The sequence below is a fragment of the Candidatus Protochlamydia sp. R18 genome (genome assembly GCF_000648255.1).
GTDB lineage: Bacteria > Chlamydiota > Chlamydiia > Chlamydiales > Parachlamydiaceae > Protochlamydia > Protochlamydia amoebophila.
The window spans coordinates 1-2,915 of the sequence record NZ_BASL01000761.1; the positions used below are offsets into that span (position 1 = coordinate 1).

The window sequence follows — 2,915 nt, forward strand, 5'->3', positions numbered from 1 at the left end:
TCTTGGGATGCAAAAAGGCCAGTAGAGGGGTCATACTTAATTCAAGTAAGTTTGTTTATTAAAAAATGGTCTCCATGGCTTGATTATGCGTTTTGGGGTGCCCATGATCAATATACATTTAAAAAAAAATTATCTAAAGCAAACTTACAAGTCTGTCAAAATATTGTTGAGGTTCTAAAAGGCAATAAAGCGAACGGATTCCGAATTCGTGTAATAGCGAAAGATAATGCTTCTTTAGAGCAATTTAGAACGTTGCATATTTCTGCTACAGATCATACTACACATAAAGTTAGTGCAACCGCTTTCGAAAATATATTCATTAACTTAGAAATTGCTGGACTTTCTCAAATTACTTTACCCGATGAACGTCACTTGCGTTTATGCTCACCAACTTCTACAACTGCTGTAATACGGTTTTTATCAAATTCTTTGAATCTCTCACCGCTTGAATTTGCAGATACCGTTATAGACTCTGCATTCGATATATATGGGAGCTGGATTTTAAACACTGCACAAGCTTCCCACAAACTCGGAAATCCTTGGAATTGCTTTGTAGCTCGCTTTACAAATTTTAATCAAATTGTTGATCAATTACGTAAAGGATATCCTGTTGTAGTAAGCATAAAAGGACCATTAAAAGGCAGTGCTCTTCCTTATGAGTCAGGACACCTATTAGTGGTGAAAGGGTATGATTCAAAAAAACAAGAAGTATTTTGTATGGATCCAGCGTTTTCTACAAATGAGTTAACCCATGTCACATATGCTTTGGATGATTTTCTAGTAGCTTGGGGTAGACGAAAAGGAATCGTTTATGTTTTTGATCAGTAAGATTTTAAATCAAATCTTCATAAGTAAACTATTTTTCTGTCCTATCATCTGTGAATCTTTGATTTTAAGTAATTGCTTATTCAATTGAAGGAGGTTAATAAACTGAATTTTGGGTTTTTAGGCAGCCATTAACAACAGGCAATGCTGCTCTGCTAAGTTTATAGATGGCTTTTTAGGTTAATGAGTATAGGCGGGTAATCCTGGCTAATAATTAATTAAAAAATTTTCGGCGTTTCTGTGGAGTGTCTGTTCAAATTGAAAAATATTTTTTAATTGATCATTTTCCGTTTAATGCGTTTATTATGGCAAATATCTATCGATATAGAATCAATAAAAGCAATTTGTGTTATTTCGACTTTTTTGTCTAAAAGGTAAGCAAATAAAGGAATAAAAAGATTCTTCTTTAAATAAACAAAGCGACTATTGCTCATTAAGTTTGGAAATTTTTTAACTAAGTATTTAGTAACATAACCATAAAAGTGCTTAAATATTCAATCATTCGATTGATGAAATAAAATAACAATTGTCTCCCTCTCTGGAATTGATCATTCAGATTAGGGCCTTCGCTTTGTCTTGCCACGATCAATTAGGTGTTTATCCCATTTTTGCTCAAAGGACTTTCAAGAAATCATCTAAACGATAATAAAAGTTGATTAAATCCATTTTGACCTCTCATGTTATGTTAAACATGGGTTGTGGAAAATAAATGTTCTAAATCGTGCAGAGGACTTTTGCTATTTAAATTTTAGTAGCTTTTTCTGAGGGAATAATACTTATGTATTCTGCATCATTAAGAGTTTTTGTACCAACACAAACCTAAATGTGATTTATCTACTAGGAATTTAAAATGCGCTAATTCAGAAGCATCCAGTATATTCGTATCGATGTAGGCAAACCCCACTGTCCTCTACGTAAAAAGCTAGTATATGCTAATTTAGCTTGAAGAAGATGTCTGTAATGATAAAGCTCGTCCCAAGGCTGTGAAGTCTTAAAGAGGGGTAATCCAGCTTCATTGAGATCGGGCGAGTACCAACTCAAATCTAACTGCCGTAAATTTACTAAGGAAGTCAAATGCATTAATCCAGTTTTAGTGAGATTATCGCAACAACGCAGATTTAGATGCTGTAAATTTACTAAGGATGTCAAATGCATTAATCCAGCGTCAGTGAGATTATCGCATCCACTCAGATCTAAATGCTGTAAATTGACTAAGGGTGTCAAATGCATTAATCCAATGTCAGTGAGCTCATTGCAGCAACATAAATTTAAATACTGTAGATCTATTAAGGGAGCCAAATACGCTAATCCAGCGTCGGTGAGATTCAGCGGGCACCAACTTAGATCTAAATGCTGTAAATTGACTAAGGGTGTCAAATGCGCCAATCCAGCATCAGTGAGCTTAGGGCACTTACTCAGATTTAAATGCTGTAAATTGACTAAGGGCCTCAAATGCGCCAATCCATCGTCAGTGAGCTTATCGCACCAGTGCAGATTCAGATGCTGTAAATTGACTAAGGGTGTCAAATGCGCTAATCCAGCATCCGTGAGATTGGACATGTACCCACTCAGATTTAAATGCCGTAAATTTACTAAGGGAGCCAAATGCGCTAATCTAGCGTCAGTAAGCTCCCAGCTTTTTAATGCTAAGAGATGAATATCTGTTAGATAAACATTTTCTGAAAAATTGAGCCCTTCTATTGCATTTGCAAAGTAATTTATAATTTTTTCAAATTCTGTTAAATGAGAAGCCTGGTTTAATAATGAACTTACCACTGTGAGTTCTAAATAATTTTTTAAAGTGTTTAATTGATATTGCTGCGCGAAATTTAAAAGTTCTTTTAATTCTATTAGGCTATCTTCGTTAGAGTCAAATAGCTCCAACCTTTGTAATTTATATCCATCAATCAACTGTTCTTCTAAATTCTTCACAACCTCTGTCAGTTGATAATAGTCGGCTAATTGAATGAAAGAACAAATTTTTTTTAAAGGAACTTTATAATTAGCATCTAACAGGCAGTTAACCAGATAAGTAAATTCTTTTTTTGTCAAAGTGAGAGGATCTTGAAGAGTTTCTTGAAAATTTCCCG

2 protein-coding genes and 1 pseudogene are annotated in these 2,915 nt (G+C 34.4%); 1 reads left to right on the top strand and 2 read right to left on the bottom strand.

Features of this window, described 5'->3' with window-relative positions; genetic code table 11:
• A partial coding sequence (locus TY19_RS10005) for a peptidase C39 family protein (protein WP_042279983.1) occupies positions 1-828 on the top strand: 828 nt, incomplete at its 5' end.
• A gap of 177 nt (positions 829-1,005) precedes the next feature.
• On the opposite strand, the pseudogene TY19_RS13045 reads toward TY19_RS10005, so the two are convergent.
• A pseudogene (locus TY19_RS13045) lies at positions 1,006-1,491 on the bottom strand (hypothetical protein).
• A 189-nt stretch (positions 1,492-1,680) separates the two neighbouring features.
• A partial coding sequence (locus TY19_RS11915; protein WP_079979296.1) for a hypothetical protein occupies positions 1,681-2,915 on the bottom strand: 1,235 nt, incomplete at its 5' end.